Genomic DNA, 23,891 nt, shown 5'->3' with positions numbered 1-23,891 from the left:
CCAATTTATTCATTAGTCTCTTCAGTCTCTGCTTCTGTGTCTTTCATGTCAAGGCTGACCACGGTCCCCTGGCTTAGTTTTGTTCCTGCTGCAGGAGCCTGAGAATGAACTTTCCCTGTACCCGAGTAGGATGGGTTTAATCCCAATCCTGCGAGTATCTTACCCGATTCTTCCATAGTTTTACCTTTTAAGTCCGGCATTTTAATTTCAGAATTCTTCTGCTGTACATATAGTATTACATCCGAACCCTTTGCCAGTTTTTCGCCCGGTTTTGGGAAACAGTCAATAACTATTGTATCCGGACTCACTTCTTCTTTAATTGACAATCTGTATTTTAATCCCGATTTTGAAAGTTTTTCTTTCGCCTGCGAAATTTTCATATTTCTTATCTCAGGAATTACAACTTTTGGAGAAACATTTGAGGTGTTTGTGTTATCTGGATTAACTCCAAGATATCTCAGTGAATAACTCATAATATCTCTTACTACTGGGGCTGCTACAACGCCCCCATAATACGAGCCTTTTCTTGGTTCATCAATTATTGTGAGCACTACAAGCTGAGGGTCTTCAACTGGAGCCACTGCAACATATGACCCTATATATGCGCCTGATTGGTAGCCTCCCTTTGAAGCTTTTTGAGCGGTACCGCTCTTTCCGGCAAGCCTGTAACCTTCTATTTCAGCATTTTCTCCCCCTGATTTTACAACAGATTCCATAAGCTCCATTACTTTTGATGCCGTCGCGGGGGATACAGCTGCTTTTATTTCTTCTTTTTCATGTCTGTGTATTATGTTACCTTTGTAGTCCCATATCTCTTTTATAAGAGTTGGTTTAAGGAGTTTTCCCTCATTTGCTATTGCTGCTACGGAATTTATCATCTGAAGCGGAGTCACCGATATACTTTGTCCAAATGACATGGTTGCCAGTTCAACCTCTCCAGTTTTATTTAGAGGGTATATTATGCCTTCAGCTTCTCCTGGAATTTCTATACCCGATTTACTTCCATAGCCAAATGCTTCAATATAATTTCTGAAGGTTTGTGCACCCAGCCTGTTTGCTACCTGAACGAATACTGTATTTACAGATTCTTCTACTGCTTTTCGAAATGTCAGACTTCCATATGGCCTTGATGTCCAGTTTTTTATAATCCGGTCTTTTACCTTTACATATCCCTTGTCATAAAATACTTCTTCTGAAAAGACTTTGCCTTCTTCAAGCCCCGCAGCAGATGTTATAAGTTTAAATGGCGATCCTGGTTCGTATATGTCATTTACAGCCGGATTTCGCCACATTTTGCTTATTATAGCAGACCTTGAGTCTACATCGACTGCCTTCTCAAGTTGTTTGGCATAGGTTTCAAATTTAGCCTCTCTTGGCATATTTGGATCATAGTCTGGTTTTGATGACATGGCCAGGATTTCTCCATTTTTAGGATTCATCACAATAGAAGTTACACAAACTGCATTGCTGTCTATATAGGCTTGGTTTGTAACTTTTTCTACATGATGCTGAAGCACTTCATCTATTGTAAGTACAAGCGTATTACCATTTTTTGTTTCATTGTACCTTATTTCCGAATTTGGAACTTCACGATTTTCTGCATCTTTTATGACAATTCTCCTGCCTGGTATTCCCTTTAGTTCCGTATTCATATACGACTCTATACCGGCTATACCTTCATTATCATAAGAAACATGGCCTATTACAAATGATGCAAACTGTCCATAAGGATACTTACGCTGTGAATTTTCTTCAAATTTCAGTCCCGTTGCTTGTGTTGACTTGATTTCTTCTATAAGTTCTAATGGTATATTCTTTCTCAGTATGAAACGTTTTGTATCGTCATTGTACTTTTCTTTAAATTCTTCTACAGTCACATCCTCAAGAATTTTAGAAAGTGCGTCTGCTGTTTTTTGAACATCTTTTACATATATTTTTTCCACAAGTATGTCATAAGTAACTATACTCACCGCAAGCTCTTTGCCATTTCGATCAAGTATACTTCCTCTCAGCGGCTGAATTATTTCGTCTTTCTGCTGCTGAACTATGGCTCTGTCTGTATATTTTTCCGGATTAACTATCTGAATGTATCCAAGCCTCATAATTAAAATCGAAATCAGGAAATAGTATACTCCCATACTGAAGCTCAGTCGCCTTGATATTAATCCTTTGTATTTGCTGTTACTTCTCATTTTAGCCTCTTTTGTTAACTAATCTTTATATAAACAGTTTGTTCTTTGGATGGATATACCATATTCAGTCTGTACTTTGCATAATTTTCTATGGTTTCACTTTTGAAAGTACTTTCTCTTTCAGCCTCAAGTTCATTTTTATAGTTCATTTCTTTTTCAATTTCTTTTTTTATTTCGTTAACATTATATTGCATCTGCGCTATCTTTGAGTTATTATACAGTATTCCCATGGAAATACCAATATAAAACACAACAAAGCAGGCAATCAGGAGCGGTTTTGTGTTGCTTTTGATTGCTTGCCTTCTTTGTTCGCTTTTTTCTTTTTTCTCAAACTGCTTGATTTTTTTCAAATCTTTTTTGTTTTGTGCAGCTATTATTTTCTTCTCTGCTGACAATTTTTTTTCATATTCTAATCTTCTTTTGTTTTTCTTTTTTGGTCTGTCTTTGACAAGTGCTTCCGCCCTTGATTTTGTTTTTGGCCTGGATTTTCCTGCTGGTCTGGATTTTCCTGCTGGTCTGGATTTTCCCCCGCCTTCACTTTTGTAATCTTTGTACGACTGATAGTTATTCATAATATTTCCCCTATAATCTTATTGCACATCTCAGTTTCGCACTTCTCGCTCTTGGATTTTCTTCAAGTTCTTCTTTAGATGATATCACAGGTTTTTTTGTAAGAAGCTTTAGTTTTGGAACAGTCTTACATATACATACAGGAAACCCCGGCGGACATGTACAACCATTACTGAGATTTTTAAATACAGTTTTTACTATTCTGTCTTCAAGTGAATGGAATGTAATTATTGCAATTATCCCACCTGGGTTCATTTTTTCTGTTGCTTCATTTATTACTTTTTCTATAACATCAAGTTCTCTGTTTACAGCTATTCTTATTGCCTGAAAGGTCCTTTTGGCAGGATGCAGATTCTCATCTCTTGCTTTTTTGGGAACCGCTGACCTTATTATATCTACAAGTTCCAAAGTTGTTTCTACAGGTTTTTCCTGCCTTTTTTCAACTATAAATTTTGCTATCCTTGCATGCCAGTTTTCTTCACCGTAATTTCTAATTATATCCGAAATCTCAGACTCTGAATAAAGGTTTATTATATCCCAAGCACTTTCTTTAATACTCTTGTCCATCCTCATATCAAGAGGAGCATCGTGCATATATGAAAATCCTCGTTCTGGTGTATCCAGCTGATAAGATGATACTCCCAGGTCAAGCAACAGCCCGTCTATATTTCCTATATTGTATTCTTCGAGTTTTTCTCCAAGATTTTCAAAGTTGGAATGTATCAAAACGACTTTATCCATATATGGCGCAAGTTTTATTTTTGCATTTTCTATAGCATCTATATCTTGATCAAATGCTACCAATTTGCCTTTATCTAATTGTTTTACAATTTCAATCGAATGCCCAGCCCCTCCGAGTGTACCATCAACATAAATACCGTCCGGTTTTATATTAAGGCTTTCCAGACATTCATCTAGAAGGACTGATTTGTGTACAAATTCCATTTTATTATCTCCTACTTCTTCAAGTCTTTTATAATATCTGATTACTCAGTATAAGCGGCACTAATTCCTTTATTTTTTCTATATTTCATAATTGATGCTCCAAGCAATATAAGAAGTACACTTATGACTTGAGCAGTTCTAAGCGGGCCTACCATAAGTGAATCCGTCCTCATACCCTCTATGAAAAATCTTCCAAGAGAGTAAAGAATTAGATACATCGCTGCCATCTGTCCATCATATTTCTTGTTCTTGTATATTTTCTTGAGTACAAAAAATATCATAACATTCCAGATTGATTCATAAAAAAATGTAGGGTGTACCTTAACTCCATCTACCATTATTCCCCATGGCAGATCTGTTGGTCCCCCATGAGCTTCCTGATTGATGTAATTTCCCCATCTTCCTATAGCCTGACCAAGTATAAGATAAGGTGAAATAACGTCTGCAACCTTGAATATATTGAACTTTTTTTTAATTGATACAATATATCCTCCTAAAAAACCACCTATGAGTCCTCCGTGTATTGCAAGCCCTCCCTGCCTTATATTGAATATGTTTATTATATTATCTCTATATATTTCAAAATTAAAAATCACATAATAGGCTCTTGCCCCTATTATTGCCAGCGGAAGAGCAACAAGCATAAGATCCAGTAAGTGGTCACCTACAAAACCTTGTTTTTCTCCATCTTTTATGCTGAATAATACTCCTATTATCATAGCAGATGTTATTATAACTGCATACCACTGTATGTCTATTCCAAATATTGTAAATGCTGTTGGATTCATATCTACCTCTTATTCATTCTCTTTTGGCTTTATTGTCGAGATTACACTCATTTCTTCAACAAAATGTTCTCTCAGTCTTTTATTGACATCTTCTAAAGTTATTGTTTCAAGAGAACTCAGGATATCAAAATAATTTATCCCTTCAAAGAAAGCTCCGATGAAGGAATTTGCTATACCTTCTATGGAATCAAAGTATCTTATGAAACTTCCTATTTTGGTCTTTTTTATCCTCTTGAAATCAGCTTCATCCAGACCATCTTTTTTTAGTCTTTCAAGTTCTGACTTTATAGCTTCTATTGTTTTGTCTATATGACGTGTCTCTCCTGAAATAATAGTATAACCATAATCTTTGTGCGATGAATAGTCATATGAAAGCGGTTCGTAAGTGAGCTGCTCCATATAAAGGTACTCATCCAGATTGCTGCCTTTTTTAAATATACAATCTAAAATTATATCAGTAGTCTGGCTTTTATGAAGTAACTCTTTACCTTGTATTTCACCCTTCATAAAGTCTTTATATCCAAGTGAAAACATGGGTATGGAAACTTCCATTATTTGTGATATTTCTTTTTTATTTATATTATTTGGCTCCTTAGGATTTATTCTCTCTATCTCGCCCTCAAAGCTGTTATCGTCTTTTACGTGTTCCTTAACCGTCTTGATTGTATCTTCCCACTCCAGGTCGCCTATGACAAAAAGCGCCATGTTTGAAGGTGAATAAAAGGAATTGTAACATGTATAGAGTTCATCCCTGCTTATCTTGTAGATACTTTCAACAGTTCCTGCAATGTCTATATTGTTGTGATGATTGACATACATAGCCCTTAGTGTATTAAAAAAAAGCTGCCAGTCCACATTATCTTCATACATTTTTATTTCCTGAGCTATTATTCCTTTTTCTTTCTCTACATTTTCATCTGTAAAGTAAGGGGTCTGAACATAATCCAAAAGATGTGTCAATGATTCATAAAAATTATCAGTTGCAGAGAACATATATCCTGTCATATTGAAATTTGTGAACGCATTTGCATTAGCTCCAAACTCCGAAAATTTTGAAAATGCATCTACCCCATCTGGCTGTTCAAACATCTTATGCTCTAGAAAATGAGCTATGCCTTCATTGAGTTTTATGTGAGATCCATCAAAGGGAGATATAAACTCAAGATCGTTTGAACCGTAATTGCTTGCCAGTATGGCATATTTTTTTGTAAAGCCTTTTTTAGGAATAAAAAACACATTTAAATTATTATCCAGCTTCTCGTGATATAAAGATTCGTTTAAATTATCATTTTTAATTATTTTCATGTCTACTCCCCTTTTTTTGTAAGAAAGTAAATAGTGTCAAGTTTAATATTAGATGATACTTTTTTAATGTCCTCTATTGAAACTTTTTCGATTTTATCTAAAAATTCTTCAACACTTTCATTTCTTCCCTGGTTATTTAAATTGTAATAATAGTCAGAAAGTGACCATATACTGTCTTTTAATGACTGAAAGTTGTTTCTTACGAATTTCTTAGCAAAGTCCAATTCATTATCAGAAATAATACCCTCAGCCATATCATCTACTTCTTTTTTTATAAGTTCTACCGTCTTTTCAAAATTTTCAGTGTCTATCCCGGCCGTTATAAACATTATTCCTTTGAGCTTTTCAAGAAAAGAATTGATCGAGTAACAAAGAGAATGTTTTTCTCGGATATTCATAAATAGTTTCGAGTGAGCTCCACTTCCAAGTATCATTGAATATAGGAACATCGGTATATATTCATCGCTTCTTACATCAACGTTAGTCCTGTAGCCCATAACTATTTTCCCCTGCGAAACATCCATAGCTTCTGTAATATGGTTAACTTCATCTATTTCATGATGTATGTTTTCTCTTGCAATAGTGATAATTTCCCTATTTCTGAAACTAAACTTGTCTTTTATGACTTTTTCTATTTCTAAAACTACATCTTCGTCCACATCTCCTGTTATGGCAACGTCTATTTCTGATTCTGACAAGATCTTCTTATAGTGTTGATAAAGTGACTGGGGTGTTATTTTATCAAGATCTTCTATTTTTCCATCTTCATTTATACTGTAAGGTTCTCCCTTACACATTTCTTCTATGCATCTTTCATGAGCATATGCTCCTTTGTTGTTGATTCTTGAAAGCAGGGATTCTTTGAGTACAGATTTTTCTATGTCTACATGTTTGCTCACAAATCCGCCGTCTTCTATGAGTGGATTTAAAATTACATCCATCATAACCGAAAATGCTTCTGCTGAAACCTTTTCACTAAGATATTTATCATTTGCAAGCACAAGTTTAAAGTTAAGAATCTGCTTTTCTCCAAGTTTTCCAACTCCAACCCCAAGAACACTGCCATAAAGCTCCTGCAATTTTTTGGATATATGTGCCTGAGTAGGGTAGTTCTTGCTTCCCATCTTTAATATTGAGGGTATAAGCGAATTTAGTGTGGCTTCATGTTCATTTAAAGGTCTTTTTATATATAATGATATCAGACTGGTCTTAAACTGCTTGCTCTTTATATTAAGCAAGTTAATATTTCCTGCTATTGGCCTGTTTTGTATTGCTTTCAATTTCAAGATCTCCTCTCTAATCAACATATGTTATTTCTATATTTTCCAGTTGTTTTCTAAAATTGCTTTTAAATTCACTTAGATATTCTTTTCTTAATTTTTGTTGCTCTTCTTTTTCTCCCACAGTAAGACCTTGTGTCTTTGATTTTTGGGAAAGTTGATTTATTCTATCTATTAGTTTCTTATCCATTTTCATTCTCCTGAAGTGTTTTTTATAAAAACGTGTACCTTTATATTTTATCATAAAAAAATAGTCTAGTGTATGGTTTCACTAAACTATTTTATGGATTTATGCTATTTTTTATTAACATAGAAGTTATCTCTATCCTTCCTGTGACTGCGAATCTTCATATAAATCACAAGCATCTGATGTACAAGTTTCATTTACACAGTTTATGCAAGTTATAACTCCGCAAAACATCATTGTTTCTTTATTTTTGCTTATTGCCTGAGTTGAGTTTTTGTTAGTTTCCATTAAAATCCTCCTTATTAATGCAATGTTTTTTATAAACATTTCATTTTCTTTGCTTTTGATAGTGTTCCTGTATATAAAATACCATATTCTGCAAGAATCGTCAATGCAAAATTCATTTTTTTATTTTTATTTTTATTTTTTTTAAAAAAAAAGCAAAAAAAACACCCAAGATGCCGTCTAGTCCAGAAAATTCACCCCCGAGCTTCCTCAGGTGGGTTTCTTGATCTTTATTTCTGATATCCTCGCAAGGAGGCCCGTCATCCATAAAAATACTATCAGAATCCCTTATAATATATGTCGGTTGAATTTAATAAAACTATAACGCACATCCCAGGTGCCTTTATATAATTATACTACAATATCGTTAATTGTTAAAGGCTTTTTTTAAATTGCCTTAGTTTTCTTCCAATTATATAGAACTTTGCCTCTCTATTATCTTGTGAGGGAGAGTTATGTTCTTTTCTTTCATTTCAAATCCTTCTACCTTTTTTATGAGTATTCGTATGGATATTGCACCTATATCATAGAGGGGTTGCTCAACCGTTGTAAGTGTAGGCCTTATTATGTTAGCTATTCTTGTGTTGTCGTATCCAACAACAGAAACTGTTTTGGGAACATCAATGTTATTGTCACAAAGTGCGTTTATTACCCCCGCCGCCATGTCATCGTTGGTTGCAAAAAAAGCATCGGGAAGCTCTTGTCCTGATTTTATATAATCCATAATGAATTCATATGCTGATATTGTATCTGCTTTTATATACTTCAGTTTGTTTTCTTCAAAGACTCTGCCAGATTCTTTGAATGCTCTTCTTACCCCGTCAATTATAAGGGAATTTATGGTTTGCGAAGTATGGTCAGGACTCATGAATATTATATCTTCGTTTTTTTTGCTTATAAGATAGTTTCCTACATCATAGCCTGCCCTTTCGTGGTCGATCCCTACAGAAAACACATCAAAATCCTTTGCATTTTTACTTACATAAACTGAAGGTATATTACTTTTTGTTATTATATCCACTGCTTCTTGTTTGAGATTCCAACTCACAAAAAGTATTCCTGCAACTTGCTTGTTTATGAGCAGGTTTATATATTTAATTTCATCTTTTAGTTCACCATAGGAGTTACATAAAAGAATATCATAATCATACATCTTTCCAATCTCTTCTATGCCATTCAAGATTTCTCCTATTTTGTAATTTGAGATATCTGGAACTATAACCCCTATAAAATTACTTTTTTTCAGTACCAGGCTTCTGGCTATAGGATTTGGAACATAATTTGTAGCCTCTATTATTTCTGTTACTCTTACTCTTATGTCATTTGAAACCGGCTTTGAGTTATTTATTACCCTTGATACTGTAGAAATTGAAACTCCAGCCATTTTGGCTACATCTTTTATTGTAACTGACATATTATTCACTCCCCGAATTATAATTATAATTTGAATACTTATCTATCTTTGCTTTTACTCTATAAATACTTCTACCCATTTTTACAAACTTACTTTCATACTCTGTACTTATTAATCTTTCATCTTTATGGTCCATATCCTGATTATGCAGATCTATATTAATTTCTTCTATCAGAAAGCCCATCATGCTGATTTCACATACAGAAAACTCAAACAAGGATCTGTTATCAGTCTTAAATTCAATATATGAATCCTCTTTCAGGATACTTTGATACCTCTTGAGCATATTGTGATGTGTAAGCCTTCTGTTAGCATTTCTTTTTTTAGGCCATGGGTCCGAAAAATTTAAATATATCCTGGATATTTCTGATTCTTCAAAATAATCTTCTATAAAATTTGCATTGGCTCCTATCAGTTTTACGTTTTCAAGTTCAAGATCTTGTATTTTTTTTGAAGTTCCAAGAAGTAATGGTTCGATTTTTTCAACTCCTACGTAGTTTATATGAGGATTTTTTAATGCATGTTCTATTAAAAAATTACCCTTTCCCATACCTATTTCGATGTATATGGGATTGTCATTTCCAAAGCAGATTTTCCAAAATCCTTTTTGATTTTCTGGGGCTTCAATAACAACGTCTCCATAACACTCAGCAATTTTATCTTTGTAATTTTTGGGTTTTCTGTATCTCATTTATAGCTCCTGTAATTTTATTTTAAAAAAATATTGATTTAATCTTCTTATTGTATTATACTTCTTACGAGGTCATCGTGTTATATTTTATACAATAGGAGGAATTTATGATATTAAAAACGATAAAGAAAATCATAAGCGAGCAGTTAGGAATAGACGAAAAAATTATAAGCCTGACTTCTAACCTGACCACTGATTTAGACGCAGATTCACTTGACGCTGTAGAAATAATTATGGCTATCGAAGACGAGTATTCAATCGAAATACCTGATGAAAGAATCGAGGATCTACTTACTATCCGCGATCTTGTTGAGTACATCGAATCAGCAACTCAGGCCTAGCTTTGACATTAGCTCCGTGATATCATCATGGAGCTTTGTTTTTACCCTTATTTCCTTATCTAGTCTTGGGGAATAAAACCCAAGCTCAATGCAATGAAGTGCCTGTCTGTTTATAAACGCCGTGTTTCCTCCATATAAGTCATCTCCATATAGCGGATGTCCAAGCGCTGACATATGAACTCTTATCTGATGAGTTCTCCCTGTTTCAAGCTCAAGTTCAATAAGAGAAGCTTTTTCATTTCGACTAATCGTTTTGTAGTGGGTGACAGAGTTTTGTCCTTTTTCATCTACAATTCTTCTTATACCATCTTCAGATTTCATTATTGGAAGATTTATGGTCCCGTTTTCATTCGTTGCCCCTTCAACTACCGCAATATATTTTTTATACATATCCCACATAGATGTATCTTTTGTAAGCACGCTGTGGGCATAAGCATTTTTAGCAACTATAAGAATTCCACTTGTATCTCTGTCCAGACGATTTACAAATCTGATTTTTGATTTTATTCCATTTTCTTCAAAATAATTCTTGATACCATTGAGCATAGTATTTTCCTGATAATTTCTCGTAGGATGTACAACCATGCCAAAGGGTTTTTCAACAACAATCAAGTCCCAGTCCTCGTACAAAACCTCTATTTCCATCTTCTGTGACTGATAATCATTGCTTTCCTCTGGAAGCTTTACTTTTATTGTGTCCCCCTTATAGACTTCAGTATGCATTGGAACATATTTTCCATTTAGAGTAACTGTTTTTGCTTTTTTAAGATTGCATAGCATCCTGACTGATATATTCATATTATCAAGCATTTCTGCTTTTAAGGTGTTGTTTTCTTCACAACACCATATTAATTCATTATATTTTTGTAATTCTTTTTTCCACATAAGTTTCTCCATTAATTGTTTTAAGTTTTATATCCCTTTACATCTACTTATAATATCACTAAATTACATGCATTTCAATTTATTTAATTGACTGTTTTCAGCCTCTTTTTGGATTTATTTTATATCTTTAATGTGATATAATTACTTTGGAAAGGCGGAATTCATTATGATCAGAAAAATTGTTGTCACTTCAAATCCTACCGAGAAATCTCAGGAGGTATTTTATGAAATTTCAAACAAGTTAGAAGTACACGGATTTTCTGTGTATAATACTTTTGTCCCCGACGCTGAACTTATTATAATAATAGGTGGCGACGGCTGGTTTATAAAAACTATCCATGACTTTGAGTACCCGGATATACCAATCGTTGGAATAAATACCGGTCATCTTGGATTTTTGCAAGATATCAATCCCAAAGATATAGACTTACTTATAGAAAATTATCTTCAAAACAATTATTCTATAAGAGAAATTGCCCCTGTTACAGTAGATATATATATGAATGAAGTCAAAAAAAACATACTTGCAATAAATGAAGTGGTCATAAGGGGAACAAAAAGCCGGATGATACATCTCAAGCTGAAAATAAACAGTTCATTTATAGAATGTTTCAGTGGTGACGGGCTGATTGTTTCTTCTCCAACAGGATCTACTGCATACAATTACTCTGCTGGAGGCTCTATAATAGACCCTTCTCTTGAAAGTTTGCAAATAACCCCACTTTCTCCCACTAACACCAACGCATACAGATCTTTCACATCAAGCATAATTACAGCCCCTGACTCACGCATTGAAATTGATCCTGAGTACAGATTCGAAAGTTCTCTACTTATAATAAATGATGGGATCGAGAATAAATATAATCATATTTCAAAGGTAATAATAACTACTTGCGATAAGAAAATCAAAATTTTGAGATTACATACTTATGATTTTTGGGCTAAGGTTACCGATAGATTTTTATAGGAGGAATTTATGAAACTTGGAATAATAAGCGACACTCATGGAAGTCTTTATTTTTTTAAAAAAGCTATGGATATACTGAAAGACTGTGATCGTATAATTCATGCAGGCGATGTTTTGTACCATGGTCCAAGAAACGAAATTCCCGGGGGTTATGACCCAAAGGGCCTTTCTGAAAGTATTAATCAACTGGAAAATTTTTATATAGCAAAGGGTAACTGCGACAGCCCTGTTGATGAAATGGTAATAAAACATCCATTTCAGGACCCTTGTTTAATTCTTGAATTTAATAATAAAAAAATATTTGTCAGTCACGGATACACTGAGAGCAAACTCGCAATGATATACAGAGCAAAAGAATCTGGTGCTGATATACTGATATATGGTCATACTCATATAAAAGAACTTACAGCAGGTGATGATATAGTAGTATTAAATCCTGGTAGTACTTCTATACCAAAAGACGGCATCAGGTCATGCGCAATTATTGATGAGGACTCCATAGAGCTTTGGGATATTGAAAACAAAATTATGATTGATAATATGAAATTATAAAAAAATCACAGGCATGAGCATGTCTAATTGCTCATCTGCCTGTGATTTATATGTACGCGGTTTTTTCCATTTTTTTTCGCTATATACATAGCCTGATCCGCTTTAATAACCCCGCTTTCAAAATCCTGAGTATCTTCATCAAACTGAAAAATCCCAAAACTTGCTGTGATTCTGAGAATTTTACCATCATCTAGTATTATCCTGCTTTTTTCAAGTTTTAATCTTATTCTTTCAGCAATTTTTGAGGCAACATCCCAACTTGTATCAGAGAGGATGATCATAAACTCTTCGCCACCATGTCTTCCTGCATAATCAACATTTCTTATATTTGCACATATGACCTCACTTATTTTTACGATAACCAAGTCCCCTGCCATATGTCCATATTTATCATTTATATTTTTGAACCCATCAGCATCTATAATTATGACCGAAATGTTTCTGCCTTCTTTTTTAAATCTTCTAAATTCTGTATTACCAATAGACAGTAATTCCTTGCGATTTAACATTCCTGTAAGATAATCATGTGTTGCATGATAATTTTTTTCATTGTAGTATTTTGAATTTTCAAGAGAAATAGAAATATATTCTGATATCAGTTTCATCTTGAGAAAATCAGAATCATCGTATGCATTTGTATCATCTGATTGTATACCAAACAATCCCAGAATTTGGTCATGTAAAATAAGGGGCATGTATATAAGAGATCCTGGTTTTTGTTCCCCCACTCCCCGGTATAAACCGATCTCCGATTTACCTGCCTCAGATATAATGTCATTTATCATAATGCCTTTTTTGCTTTTAACGCAAGAATCTGCTATATGCCTCTCAATATCCGAAAAGAGGGTCCCATCTTCAATTAAGAGATTTTCAAATATAGTGATTTTGCTACTGTCTATTTTCAAAATTTCCTTCAATTTTGGTGTAAGATCACTGATCATATCTTCGAAATCAAAGTTTGCAGTTATAGACCTGCATATGTCTGATATATTGTCCATATCTGCAAACATTTTTCTGTAATAATTCTCACTTCCTATACTTTCTATGTCGATTGCGTTAATATATTCACAATGTTGGGCATTGAATATAGCATCTATATGTGACGCCATTTTCTCACAATGATAAAGAGCTTTTTCGTAGTCCCCGTCTTCTTCATATATTTTTGAAAGATGCCTGCTTTGTTCAGATAATCTTTTATGTTCTTCAATATTCATATTATCACTTACTCCTGTTAATCATTCATTACTAGAACCATATTCTTCCCATTTTGTTTCGCTCTGTAAAGTGCAGTGTCCGCTCGGGCTATAGATTTTGGAAGATTAAAACTATAAGATTCTGAAATGTCTATTCCTATGCTTACCGTTGCACTAAGTATGTATTGCTTAATCTCAATTACAGTATCTTGAATGATTTTTCTGAAATGTTCAGCGAGTTTGACTACCTCATCATGTGTTTTTCCCGGTATGATTATCATGAATTCTTCTCCGCCATACCTGCCAGAGTATCCCTCCTCATCAAATATGTTTTTTAAAAGTTCTCCTATTTTTTTAAGAACTTCGTCTCCTGTATGATGACCATAGTTGTCATTAATGGATTTGAAATTATCCACATCAAGCATCATTATTGAAATAGACTTATCTGTTTTCTTTAAAGTTTTAGAAATACCGTAGCCTATGGAATGTATCTCTCGCCTGTTATACACCCCTGTAAGTGGATCATGCGTAGAATAATGCCTGGCTGATTTGTAAAGTTTTGAATTTTCAACAGCTATCGATATGTAACTTGTAAGAAGTCTTATGTTGCTCAGATCTTTGTAGCTGTAAGTATTTTCCTGGTAATGCTGCACTGTTACTACTCCAGTTACTTTTCCTGCAAACACCATAGGGCAGTATATAAGTGATTTGGGTAGTATGTCAAACTGAGATGGGATACTTATAAAATCAACTGTAATGTATCGGTTATACTCTATATGAGAGTTTTTTATGAGAAGATCGCAGTTTCTTGTTATACAGTGTTCTGCAAACGAAATTTTCTCACCTATTTTTACCTTGGCTCCAGGAATTTTTTTCCCTTTTTCTATAAATAAGTCATATTCAAGGGACTCTTCTTCTTCATTATACAGACAAATGCCAACCACATCAATTTTCATAAGTTTTGAAATTTCTTTATACAATATCCAATGAATTTTTTCCATGTCTAGTTCAGAAGTTATGTTTTTACCAGTTTCTGATAACATATTAATACTTTCATAAAGCTCTTTGTATGATCTTGCAGCTATCTGACTGTTTTTTTCGCTGGCTCTGTATATGGCTTTGCTAGTCTGAGAATTGAGTATGTCACTTAGGATCTGGTTCCTCATTTTAGAGCAGTCATAAGCTTTTTTGTAGTCCTTTTTAAGTGCATAAAGTTTTGTCAGGTATGCTAATGTCTTTGAAAGCACAAAGCGTTTTTCACTGTTCCTTCCAAAAGATTCGGCTTCTACAAGTTTTTGCTCCGCAGCTTGAAGTTTGCCTTGTTGCAGATAATGATTTCCCCAATTTTTTAAGATTTCATCTTTTCCATGATTTTTGTATTTAATTGAATATTTATATGCAATTTCATAAAACTCCTCAGCTCTTTTATCTTGCTTTAACTTGCTCAATATTTGGGCTTTGGTGAGATAAAGCATGCATTTCAACCCATTGATTTCGTTTTCATTAGCTATAGATATGGTCTTATCAATAAGATTAAGAGCTTCGTCCTCAAGAGACAATGCAAGCTTTATTCTTGCCTTGTGGTTGTTTCTAAGAATTACTGTCTCAGGATTGTAATGTAGTTTTGACATAAAAAATTTTTCTATAAGGCGCTCAGCTTCTTGGTACATTTCATAGTCAATAAATATAGATGCCATATTAATGCTTATAGAAAACATTTTATCTCCAAAATCATTTTCTTCCGCTATTTCCATCCCTCTTATTCCCCAATCGAATGCATTTTCGAATTGACCATAATGATTATATACCATCATTATTCCATTGCAGCAATATACTTGTCCTTCTAGTATGTTTTCTTTTACGAAGAGTTCCTGAGCTTTAATAAAACTATTATATGCAGTCATGGAATTTCCTCTGTCCAAATAAAACCAGCCTGCAAGAGCATTACCCCATGCCAAAGCTACAGTATATCCATTTAACTCCGATATACTTATTATCTGCTGTATAACATACCAAGTCTCCTCAGGATCTTTTCTGTTGTTGGCCTCCAGCATTTCGTACACATATTTTATATACGATTCATCACGCGCCAGTTTCCTGAGATGATAATATATATCTTCGTAATTCTTAAGACTCACATCACCCAGCCCCAATCCAGTCACCTCTTTTTCTTTACATTATCTATAAATAAGTAAAATAAGTACTGTCATCAGTATATTGAATATAAGATAAAAATATTTTGATTTTTTAAATTCTTTTGCATAATCGACTCGGAATTCATCGTTAAGCATTTTCTTGAGTTCTTTCAGTTTTACAACCGAAGAAACACCAGTAAATTTTACCATTATAACATTTTTTGCAAAAAGATTCATGCTGAGCTCAATTTTCGCTTTTGAACCATCTATATATATTACAGGGATTCTGTAATATGTATCTACACCTTTTTTTCTAAATACTTCTTTTACAACTTTATAAAAAGCTTCCCAAGACATATTTATCATAAAAAAATTATTATTTCTAAGGACTGAAACAAGTATTATATATCCTATTATTGCATAATATATTAAATCTAATATTGAAAAGCCATATTTTGCATTAAATGCAAACGAAGCTTTTATGGGCCTCATTATAAAGGCTCCTATAAACACAGATGTCGTAATAAATATGTTTTCATAGTAATTTTTCTTTACTATACATGAATATATTACATATATAAGGTTGACGGCTATGAGCACAGCTACTATAGTGGTAATATTATTACTCAATTAAACACCCCTCCACAGACTTTATTTCACAAGATTCATCTGACTTTCCTGCCGAATATACAATTTCTTCCTTCACGCAAGATACAGCAACAATTACAATCAATGCTCCTATAATCTGTATAAAAGAAAGCTTTTCTTTAAGAATAACAAAACTAAACACAAATGTAAACACTGGGATTAGATTTAAAAACACAGAAGTTATATTTATGCCTAGAATTTCCTGTGAATACAGATATAAGTAAGTGCATAATGCTGAACATATAAGAGTCAGGAACATAAAATGTAAAAATACATTCATGTCCAGCTTATCAAGATGCATATAATCAAGTCTGAGAAATGGGACAAATCCTAATACTCCGAAGAAACTCTGATACATAGTTATGGTCATATGATTATACTTTTCAAAAAGTGGTTTTACTGTGAATTGAAAGATTGACCACGACACAGCTGCCATTATCATAAATGTATATCCACCTATATTAAGGGAAAAACTTGCCCCGCCTATTATAAGGTATATTCCAAATATAGAAACCAGGATACTCAAAGCATTTCTTAGGGTAATTTTACTTTTATAAATAAATCTATTAAATACCAGAGAAAAAATAGGTATCATCCCTATAAGTATGGATGCTTCATTAGAGCTTATTCTAAGCACTGCATTATTTTCGCATGCAAAATATATGGTAACTCCTGCAATTCCAGAAACGGCCATTCTTAATATATCCTTATTGTCGATTTTTTCGACCATATTCATCAGTTTAAGGACAAAAAATATAATAAGCGACGTCAGTATATATCTGTAAAATGCAAGATACAGCGGTCCGAAGACCGCCATGCATATCTTTATACTTACAAAAGAAGCGCCCCAAAACATGGCCGTACTGGTAATTCCTATATAAGCTTTTACCTTATCACTCATCACTTTTCCTCCGCAGTCTTGAATAATTTTTTTGAAATTTTTTCTTGCAAATCATCAAGTATATAATACATAACAGGGACTACAACAAGTGTAAGGACAGTAGAAAATGTAAGTCCGCCTATTACAACTGCAGAAAGAGAAGATTGCATTTCAGCGCCCTGCGCTTTGCTGAAAAACAAAGGTATAAGCCCGATTATTGTAGTCAGGGCTGTCATCAGGATTGGTTTAAGCCTTGTAAGTCCAGATTGGATTACCGCCTCTCTTTTATCCATTCCACGTGACCTAAGTGTGTTTATATAATCCACAAGAACTATACTGTTGTTTACCACGATTCCTACAAGTACTATGACTCCTATGAACGTAATTATACTTATAGGTTTATTCGTAAGGAATATAAGTATAATCGATCCCGAGAGAGCAAAGGGTATGGAGAACATTATAATAAAGGGATACAATAATGATTCAAACTGCATTGCCATTACAATATATACCAGCAATACTGACAGCATAAGCATAATTGCCAGTGATGCAAATGAATCCATCATCATATCATACTGACCTCCGAATGAAAAATGGTAGCCTTCAGGAAATTCATAATTCTCTATTGCTTTTTCCACATCTTCATTTACTGTTTTTATATCTCTGTCGTATACTTCAGAAGTAATGCTAATGGATCTTTCTTTGTTCTCTCTGTTTATAACACTTGGTCCTTTTTCCATATAGATTTCTGCCAGTGATCCAAGTGGTACATACGATCCATTCATGAGCTGTATAGATATATTTTTAATGTCTTCAGAATTTTTATAGTAACCTTCTTTTGTTTTTACCCTTACATCTATTTCCTGACCATCACGACTAAGTTCTGTTGCAACAGTCCCATCTATAGAACTCCTCACAATCGAAGCTATCTGCGATGAAGTCATTCCGTAAGAATTTGCTTTCGCTTTGTCCACCACAACCTGAAGCTCTGGCGATCCATCAGATATGCTGCTCTTAATTCCACGTATGCCTTCCACTTTGGTCATTATTTTTTCTATATCAATAGATATTTTCTTAAGCATTTCCATGTCATCCCCATAAATATTAAGCGAGACTCCCGCCTCTCCCGATGCTCCCATTCCCATTGATTGAGTCTGAGTTACATTTATCTCACATCCTGGTATGTCTTTCACAAAAACTCTTATTTCTTCCGCAACTTCTGGAGTGCTGTTTTTTCTATCTTCTTTGTTATTAAGAACTGCTGTTATAGTTGCAGCGCTTGCCGAACTTACTCCCATATTCGATGAAGAACCCACGACAGCTGAAATCTTATCTACATCCTGATTCCCCATAAGATATTTTTCTACTTTTCTTACTATTTTATCGGTTTCTTCAAGCTGAGTTCCCTTGGGCATCTCGATTGCAACATCTATCTTTCCCTCATCTGACTGAGGCATGAATTCCGCACCCATAAAAGGTAAAAGTGCAAGGGATCCCAAAAATATGGCAACAGCAATTGCCAGAGTCTTTTTTCTGTTGTCTACAGCATATTCTATTGTCTGAGCATAAAACTCTGTAAGTTCGGACAATCCTCTGTCAAACCCAGAAAGTGACTTTTTAATAATATTGGATTTGTATTTTACAGACCCATCTGGGTTTTCAAGTCCAAGAGCCTCTTTTTTACTGTCTATTCCAAGCATTATATAGCAAAGCAGAGGTATTACCGTAAGCGAAACTATCAGAGAAGTTGCCAAAGAAAAACTCACCGTCATTGCAAGTTCTTTAAATATCTTTGCAGCAAATCCACTCAAAAATATTATGGGAAGAAAAACAACTACACTTGTAGCCGTAGATGCCACCACTGCCGAACTTATTTCTGAGGTTCCCTTTGTAACAGAATCAAATCTATCATAACCAAGTGTATGGTATCTGTATATGTTCTCAAGCACTACTATCGCATTATCAACAAGCATACCTATTCCAAGAGCAAGTCCTCCCAGTGAGACCATATTAAGTGTTATGCCTGAAAAATATATAAGTATAAGAGTTGCTATTACAGATATAGGTATTGCGGATCCAATTGAAACTGCCATTTTGAAGTTTTTGAGGAACAACCATAGTATGGCTATTGCAAGAAATCCCCCGAAAATTGAATTTGAAAATACAGTTTGCAGAACCATTTCAATAAATTGTGCCTGATCAAAAAGTATAACCATTTCGACTCTATCTTCCGAATCAGAAATATTTTTAATTTCTTTTTTTATATTATTTATTACCTGTACAGTGTTTGCTGTACTTTGTTTTTGAACAGATATCATTACCGACTCTTCACCATTAAGTCTTGAGAGTGCCGTTTTTTCTTTTGTGGTGTCATTTATCTGAGCAATATCTGACAGTTTTATCTGTCCTCCAGACGCTAATGAAAGCGGAATATTTCTTATATCTTCTACAGACGTAAATTTTGATACAGTCCTGATAGTTATATCTTTCCCGCCATAGGCTGTTTTTCCACCTGGTATATTATTGTTTTCTGCCTGCAGTATACCAATTATCTGATTCTGATTTATGCCGTATCCCAGAAGTTTTTCTGGCATCAGCTCCACTTGAATTTCTCTTTCTTCTTTGCCCTCTACCGATACAGATGCAACTCCGGCAACTCTCTCAATATTTTGCTTTATGTTGTCGTCTACAAAATTGCCCAGTTTTTCTGAAGGCATCTTTGAAGAAGCGCTTATATATAGGATTGGAGCCATCGATGGGTCGAATTTAAGTACCATCGGGTCAGAGACTCCTTCTGGAAGGAAGCCTTTGACCATGTCTATTTTCTCTCTCATCTGAAGAGTTGCAAAATCCATATCTGTTCCATCTTCAAATTCAATCATTATTACTGAACTTCCATCTTGTGATTGAGATGTTATGTTTTTAAGATTACTTACAGAACCAATAGCATCCTCAAGCGGTTTTGTTACCATGTTTTCAACTTCATAAGGACCCGATCCGTTATACTGAGTTATTACAGCCGCATAGGTAAGCCCAAAATTCGGAAGAAGATCAAGTGGTAGTTTTGAAAGTGATACTGCTCCAAAGAGAATAATTATAACTATAGACATAAATACAGTTACTGGTCTTTTAATAGAGAATTTTGTTAAATTCATTGTGATCTCCTTCTATTGAGTTATTACCCTAACTGAATCTCCGTCGTCAAGATAATCCTGTCCTTTAAAAATAACTACTTCTCCACTTTCAAGACCCGATGATACAACCAGGACCTGACCATTATCATCCCCTGTAATTACTTGTTTCTTCTGGACTGTGTTGTCATTTTTCAAAACAAATACATACTTGTTGTCACCATCGTTTATAACAGTATCTATTGGCAGTATTATTGCTCCCTTTATAGATTTATCAAATATCTTTACGTTTGCATACATTCCCGGTTTTATTATTCCAGAAGTGTTTTCTATTGAAATTTTAACTTGATAAAGTCCGTTTGCCGGATCGACAGATGCTCCAATTCCTTGAATTTTACCATTGAACTCTTTGTCTGGTATTACATCAAATTTCACCTTACATATAGAATTTGTATTTATTCTTGCTATGTTTTCTTCAGTTACTCCCAGGTCCAGAATTATTGTCTTGTAATCAACCACTGTCATTGATATCCCCTGTGTTCCACCCGTAATTTTCCCCAGTTCCACCTTGCTTACCCCGATTTCTCCATCTATATCTGCCCTTACAATCATGTCGTCATACTGTTTTTTTGCACTTTCATAACCTGCTTCTGCCTGTTCAAGCTGAGACTGAGCAATGCTTGTATTTACAGGTTTTATTTCTTCAACATAAAGATCGTAACTTTTCTTTGCCGTCTCATACTGAGTTTTTAAAAGTGCAAGACCATTTTCAATCTGCTCAAAGTCTTTTTTACTCACTCCACCGCTTTCATAGAGTACTTTTATCCTGTCATAATTTACTCTCGCATCTTCATAATTTATTCTTGCTGTTTCCGTAGCGGCTTTTAGTTGCTGACTCTGCTGCTCTGCCAATGCACCTCCTGCATTTTTATAATTATTTGCCGCTATTTCATAACCTGCTCCAGCTTGCTTCAGCTGGGAATCTATATCTTCTGTATTCATTATAAAAAGAATATCTCCTTTTTTTACCAGCTGCCCAGGTTTTACATTTATTTTTTCCACTGTCGCTGATAGCTTAGGTAATATGATAGATTCTTTTTCCGGTTTTGAGGTTCCATATATTTCTATATATTTTTCAAACTCAGCTTCTGTTGCCGTCATTACAGATACCGGAACAGAAGTGTCAGTTTCCTCATCCTTGCTATTTAAAAAATTCATTCCCAGCCTGACTGCAAAAGCTAAAATAATTACAGCTATAATAAGCATCATAGCCTTTTTATTCTTTGCACTCATCTGTATTTTATTTTCTTGGATATTTGTTTTTTTCATTATTAATCCTCTTCTTCTGTAGTTGCAGCAGGAATTATTATGGTAATAACTGTTCCTATACCTAATTGTGAATCTATTAGCATAGTAGAATCGTGAAGTTTTAATATCTCATCTACAAGTGCCAACCCTATTCCACTTCCTGGGGAATTTACATTTTCTTTGAAAAATTTTTCTTTTACTCGCTCAAGATTTTTTTCTGAAATCCCAATCCCATTATCCTCAATGATTATTTTGACACTGTCATCGAATCCCTCAACGCTAAGGGCTATCCTCCCGCTTTCTCCTATAAATTTAAGTGAATTTGTGAGAAGATTGATAAATACCTGTCTAAGCCGGTTAGCATCACCGTTTACCATAGTATCTTGACCAATGAGTGTACATGTGAAATCTATACCTTTAGTTCTTGGTAGAAACTGTCTGTAAACACTGTTAACCAGTCTTTTGGGAGATATTATCTGTTTGTTTACTTTCATTGTTCTGGACTCAAGGCGTGAGAAATCAAGAAGCTCTTCAACTATATCTTTGAGTCTTTCAGCTTCACTGCATATTATTTTAAGCCCAATTTCGGCATCAGAGTCTGGTTCAACACTTCCCAAAAGCAGGGTCTCCCCCCAACCTTTTATTGATGTAAGCGGGGTTCTAAGCTCATGAGAAATAGAAGATATGAAATCTTTTTTCACATTTTCTGTCTTAGTTATTTCTTCTGCCATATAATTTAAAGTATCTGCAAGTTCTCCTATTTCATCTTCGTAATATTTTTCTGCCCTTATCTCAAAATCTCCATCTGCCATTTCTCTTGCTATAGCCGTCAGCTTGTGTATTGGATTTACGACAGATTTAGCAATAAGGACAGCCATAACTACAAGAAATGCAAGGATCACTGCAGATACTGAAAGACTTGCAATTATATATTTTTGAATAACAGCGTCAATTTTTTCAAGAGATATTGTATATCTTACTGCCCCATCTATCATTCCATATTTCATCAGGGGTCTGGATATAGACATCATTTTTTCCCCTGTTTCACTATCAGAATCAATGTATGGTTCAAGCTTGTTGTTAAATGCCGCTTTGACATCAGAGGTCTCAATTTCTCTTAGGTCTGAAAAACCATAGGAATCCATGATAACGTATCCATTTTTATCTAACACTTGAACCAGGAATTTCTTATCCGATTCTCCCAGAAAATTTTCAAATAAAAATCTCGCTTTGCCCTGTACATTTGAATAGCTCGCGTAATTATTTATAAACTCTGAGGTTACAATTACCCTGTCTTTTAGTATCTGTTCAACTCCCCCATAATAGTAATTTGATACAAATACTATGAATGACATTTCTATCATAGCTATAGTGAGTGCTACAATTGCACCAAAACTTAAAACTATCCTGTTTCTTATAGAGTTTTTAAAACTCATATCACTTATCAGTTTTTTTATTCTTGACTTGCTAATTTTCATCCTCTTCCCACCTGTATCCAAATCCCCATACAGTCTTCAGGTATAGAGGATTAGCCGGATCTTCTTCAATTTTCTTACGTATTCTTCTCATATTAACATCCACTACTTTGAGGTCTCCAAAGTAGTTTTTACCCCATATCTCATTTAGTATATGGTCTCTTGAAAGTGATTTTCCTTTATTTTTCATAAAAAGTTCAAGAATTTCAAATTCTTTTGGAGTCAGCTCAATCTCTTCTTTACCTTTGAAATACTTCCTGTCCTCTATATCTATTTTAAATATACCGCTCTTTATATATTTTTCATTCTCATCAGAATTTGCCAGCGAAAGCCTTCTTATGAGCGAACGCACTCTGGCTATAAGTTCTGCAGGACTGAAAGGCTTGCTTATATAGTCATCTGCTCCATATTCGAGCCCCATTACCTTATCTTGTTCATGAGTTCTTGCAGTTAGCATTATAATACCAATCTCATCACTTTTTTCTCTAAGATATTTGAGAACTTCAAAGCCGTCTATGCCAGGAAGCATGACGTCCAGGAGTACCAGCCTTATGTCTTCATTTTCCTCAAATATACGTATTGCTTCTTCGCCACTTTCTGCTTCAAATACCTCAAAAAAATCATTTTTAAAACCAAGTGCACCTTCTCTTTTAAAATTTAGCGTGATAAAACTTCTTATTGCATATTCATCTTCTACAATCAGTATTTTCATATCTATC

Annotated in this window: 22 protein-coding genes and 1 other RNA gene; 3 read left to right on the top strand and 20 right to left on the bottom strand. The window is 34.3% G+C overall.

Going from position 1 to position 23,891, the window contains the following annotated elements; translation table 11 throughout:
* Positions 1 to 5: 5 nt before the first annotated feature.
* From G558_RS12315 to trmB, 11 genes are all read right to left on the bottom strand, one after another.
* The gene (locus tag G558_RS12315) at positions 6 to 2,192 is read right to left on the bottom strand and encodes a PASTA domain-containing penicillin-binding protein (RefSeq protein ID WP_051188446.1); all 2,187 of its coding nucleotides are present in this window, start codon (positions 2,190 to 2,192) and stop codon (positions 6 to 8) included.
* Positions 2,193 to 2,206: 14 nt separating this feature from the next.
* Positions 2,207 to 2,764, bottom strand: coding sequence for an FtsB/FtsL family cell division protein (locus G558_RS0103935; RefSeq protein ID WP_028829008.1), 558 nt, complete (start codon positions 2,762 to 2,764; stop codon positions 2,207 to 2,209).
* A gap of 10 nt (positions 2,765 to 2,774) precedes the next feature.
* Entirely contained in the window at positions 2,775 to 3,707 is a 933-nt protein-coding gene (gene rsmH, locus G558_RS0103930; RefSeq protein ID WP_028829007.1) for a 16S rRNA (cytosine(1402)-N(4))-methyltransferase RsmH, read from the bottom strand.
* Positions 3,708 to 3,748: 41 nt separating this feature from the next.
* Positions 3,749 to 4,495, bottom strand: a complete 747-nt coding sequence (gene lgt, locus G558_RS0103925; protein WP_028829006.1) for a prolipoprotein diacylglyceryl transferase — start codon at positions 4,493 to 4,495, stop codon at positions 3,749 to 3,751.
* Between the two features lie 9 nt (positions 4,496 to 4,504).
* Positions 4,505 to 5,800: an EF-P 5-aminopentanol modification-associated protein YfmH gene (gene yfmH, locus G558_RS0103920; protein ID WP_028829005.1), complete on the bottom strand. Its 1,296-nt coding sequence runs from the start codon at positions 5,798 to 5,800 to the stop codon at positions 4,505 to 4,507.
* A gap of 2 nt (positions 5,801 to 5,802) precedes the next feature.
* Positions 5,803 to 7,080, bottom strand: coding sequence for an EF-P 5-aminopentanol modification-associated protein YfmF (gene yfmF / locus G558_RS0103915; protein WP_051188445.1), 1,278 nt, complete (start codon positions 7,078 to 7,080; stop codon positions 5,803 to 5,805).
* 16 nt (positions 7,081 to 7,096) lie between these two features.
* Positions 7,097 to 7,270 carry a DUF896 domain-containing protein gene (locus G558_RS0103910; RefSeq protein ID WP_071604447.1) on the bottom strand — a complete coding sequence of 58 codons (174 nt, stop codon included), beginning with the start codon at positions 7,268 to 7,270 and terminating at the stop codon, positions 7,097 to 7,099.
* Between the two features lie 132 nt (positions 7,271 to 7,402).
* Complete coding sequence (locus G558_RS13930; RefSeq protein WP_156888501.1) at positions 7,403 to 7,555, bottom strand: hypothetical protein; 153 nt, start codon at positions 7,553 to 7,555, stop codon at positions 7,403 to 7,405.
* Between the two features lie 158 nt (positions 7,556 to 7,713).
* A non-coding RNA gene (ssrS, locus tag G558_RS13610) (6S RNA) lies at positions 7,714 to 7,895 on the bottom strand.
* A gap of 69 nt (positions 7,896 to 7,964) precedes the next feature.
* Positions 7,965 to 8,966, bottom strand: a complete 1,002-nt coding sequence (locus tag G558_RS0103895; RefSeq protein ID WP_036931561.1) for a LacI family DNA-binding transcriptional regulator — start codon at positions 8,964 to 8,966, stop codon at positions 7,965 to 7,967.
* Between the two features lies 1 nt (position 8,967).
* Positions 8,968 to 9,657, bottom strand: a complete 690-nt coding sequence (gene trmB, locus G558_RS0103890) for a tRNA (guanosine(46)-N7)-methyltransferase TrmB (RefSeq protein WP_028829001.1) — start codon at positions 9,655 to 9,657, stop codon at positions 8,968 to 8,970.
* 107 nt (positions 9,658 to 9,764) lie between these two features.
* Here trmB and acpP point away from each other — a divergent pair, with 107 nt between their 5' ends.
* Positions 9,765 to 9,998: an acyl carrier protein gene (gene acpP, locus G558_RS0103885; RefSeq protein ID WP_028829000.1), complete on the top strand. Its 234-nt coding sequence runs from the start codon at positions 9,765 to 9,767 to the stop codon at positions 9,996 to 9,998.
* Here acpP and G558_RS0103880 read toward each other — a convergent pair.
* Entirely contained in the window at positions 9,981 to 10,883 is a 903-nt protein-coding gene (locus tag G558_RS0103880; RefSeq protein WP_028828999.1) for an RluA family pseudouridine synthase, read from the bottom strand. The genes acpP and G558_RS0103880 overlap by 18 nt on opposite strands.
* Positions 10,884 to 11,049: 166 nt before the next feature.
* Between G558_RS0103880 and G558_RS0103875 the strand changes: the two genes are divergently transcribed.
* Together G558_RS0103875 and yfcE are read left to right on the top strand one after the other, a co-directional pair.
* A complete protein-coding gene (locus G558_RS0103875; RefSeq protein ID WP_028828998.1) occupies positions 11,050 to 11,850 on the top strand; it encodes an NAD(+)/NADH kinase in 801 nt (266 codons plus the stop codon).
* A 9-nt stretch (positions 11,851 to 11,859) separates the two neighbouring features.
* Positions 11,860 to 12,402, top strand: a complete 543-nt coding sequence (gene yfcE, locus G558_RS0103870; protein WP_028828997.1) for a phosphodiesterase — start codon at positions 11,860 to 11,862, stop codon at positions 12,400 to 12,402.
* A gap of 23 nt (positions 12,403 to 12,425) precedes the next feature.
* On the opposite strand, the gene G558_RS0103865 is transcribed toward yfcE, so the two are convergent.
* The 8 genes from G558_RS0103865 to G558_RS0103830 are packed head-to-tail and all read right to left on the bottom strand — an operon-like array spanning position 12,426 to position 23,884.
* Complete coding sequence (locus tag G558_RS0103865; RefSeq protein WP_028828996.1) at positions 12,426 to 13,616, bottom strand: sensor domain-containing diguanylate cyclase; 1,191 nt, start codon at positions 13,614 to 13,616, stop codon at positions 12,426 to 12,428.
* Positions 13,617 to 13,633: 17 nt separating this feature from the next.
* Complete coding sequence (locus G558_RS0103860; protein WP_028828995.1) at positions 13,634 to 15,748, bottom strand: GGDEF domain-containing protein; 2,115 nt, start codon at positions 15,746 to 15,748, stop codon at positions 13,634 to 13,636.
* A gap of 24 nt (positions 15,749 to 15,772) precedes the next feature.
* Positions 15,773 to 16,360, bottom strand: coding sequence for a hypothetical protein (locus tag G558_RS0103855; RefSeq protein WP_028828994.1), 588 nt, complete (start codon positions 16,358 to 16,360; stop codon positions 15,773 to 15,775).
* On the bottom strand, positions 16,353 to 17,279 hold the full coding sequence (locus G558_RS12310) for a DMT family transporter (RefSeq protein WP_051188444.1): 927 nt from the start codon (positions 17,277 to 17,279) through the stop codon (positions 16,353 to 16,355). Before G558_RS12310 ends, G558_RS0103855 begins: the two co-directional genes overlap by 8 nt.
* Positions 17,279 to 20,413 (bottom strand): efflux RND transporter permease subunit, encoded by a 3,135-nt coding sequence (locus G558_RS0103845; RefSeq protein WP_028828993.1) that lies wholly within the window; start codon positions 20,411 to 20,413, stop codon positions 17,279 to 17,281. Before G558_RS0103845 ends, G558_RS12310 begins: the two co-directional genes overlap by 1 nt.
* Before the next feature lie 12 nt (positions 20,414 to 20,425).
* Positions 20,426 to 21,718: an efflux RND transporter periplasmic adaptor subunit gene (locus G558_RS0103840; protein ID WP_028828992.1), complete on the bottom strand. Its 1,293-nt coding sequence runs from the start codon at positions 21,716 to 21,718 to the stop codon at positions 20,426 to 20,428.
* A 2-nt stretch (positions 21,719 to 21,720) separates the two neighbouring features.
* Positions 21,721 to 23,175 carry a sensor histidine kinase gene (locus G558_RS0103835; protein WP_028828991.1) on the bottom strand — a complete coding sequence of 485 codons (1,455 nt, stop codon included), beginning with the start codon at positions 23,173 to 23,175 and terminating at the stop codon, positions 21,721 to 21,723.
* Positions 23,165 to 23,884: a response regulator transcription factor gene (locus tag G558_RS0103830; protein ID WP_028828990.1), complete on the bottom strand. Its 720-nt coding sequence runs from the start codon at positions 23,882 to 23,884 to the stop codon at positions 23,165 to 23,167. The genes G558_RS0103835 and G558_RS0103830 overlap by 11 nt, the downstream gene beginning before the upstream one ends.
* Positions 23,885 to 23,891: the final 7 nt, after the last annotated feature.

It is taken from the genome of Proteocatella sphenisci DSM 23131 (assembly GCF_000423525.1).
Taxonomy (GTDB): Bacteria; Bacillota; Clostridia; order Peptostreptococcales; family Filifactoraceae; genus Proteocatella; species Proteocatella sphenisci.
This window is presented reverse-complemented; position numbering and strand designations above follow the sequence as displayed.